1 protein-coding gene and 1 pseudogene are annotated in these 1,090 nt (G+C 65.3%); both read right to left on the reverse strand.

Annotated features, from left to right (window positions below; all coding sequences use genetic code 11):
- On the reverse strand, window positions 1-486 hold a 486-nt coding region (locus A5696_RS27000; RefSeq protein ID WP_369803317.1), incomplete at its 3' end, for a toll/interleukin-1 receptor domain-containing protein.
- Window positions 399-1,090, reverse strand: a pseudogene (locus A5696_RS09425) (hypothetical protein); the annotation flags it as partial. The pseudogene A5696_RS09425 and the gene A5696_RS27000, both read right to left, overlap by 88 nt.

The raw sequence follows: 1,090 nt of genomic DNA on the forward strand, positions 1-1,090 counted from the left end.
GCTGGGACCACACGGTGCGGCTATGGGACGCGGACACCGGCCAGCCGATCGGGGCGCCGTTTGACGGGCATACCGCCCCCGAGTCTGCAACCAATACCCCACCTCCCGATCCACCCAATACGACTGAGCCGCAGCCGGAGACAACACCATCACCAAAAAACGAGCCCGATCCATCGCCTCGGTGATCTTGCCCCACAAATCCGGACTCACCTCCAAATTGGTGTCATCACGAAACACCCGCAACGCCCGCAACTGCCCCAACCGCCGCCCAACCCGATGCAAACCCTTCTGAATCCCACTAGCCACCAACCGATCCCGATGCGTATACGACAAAAACGCGTCATACTCCGGCACCACCCGCCCCACACCTGGTGGCAAAACCTGCATCGCATCCGACATCATGCGCCCCCGGAGCCGTCGGCTGTGACGGGTAGCCCCGGGCACAGGGTTGAATAGCCGATGTCGGCCGATATCCAGTCGCGCCATTGTTTGCGGCTCATGTTGGAATTGACCTTGTCGCACAGCATTTTCGGGGTGGCCTGGGCGGGCCAGAGCCTGATCGTGCTGTCCATACTGGCTGATGCGAGGCGTTGTCCGTCGGGGCTGTACGCCACACTGGAAACCAAGTTGGTGTGGCCGACGAAGGGCTCGGTGAGTTCTTGCCCGGTTTCGGCGTTCCACAACCGGACCGTCAGGTCGGCACCCCCGCTGGCCAGCCGGTGCCCGTCGGGGCTGAACGCCACGCTGGTCACAGTGTTGGTGTGGCCTCTGAGGGCGCCCCCGATCTGCCTGTGGGTGCCGGCGTTCCACAGCCGGATCGTGTGGTCCCAACTGGCACTGGCGAGCACGCGCCCGTCGGGGCTGAATGCCACGCTGTCCACCGTGTTGCTGTGCCCGGCGAGTGGGTCGCCGATCGGCTTACCGTTGCTGACATCCCACAACCGCACCGTGTCGTCGGCGCCACCGCTGGCCAGCCGGTGCCCGTCGGGACTGAACGCCACGCTCCACACGGCGTCGGTATGCCCGTCAAACGGCGCCCCGATCGGCTGGCCGGTGTCCGCGTCCCATAGCCGCACCGTGTGGTCCCAGC

Origin of the sequence: Mycobacterium sp. E2699, from assembly GCF_001666745.1 — a bacterium.
In the GTDB taxonomy this organism is placed as follows: Bacteria; Actinomycetota; Actinomycetes; order Mycobacteriales; family Mycobacteriaceae; genus Mycobacterium.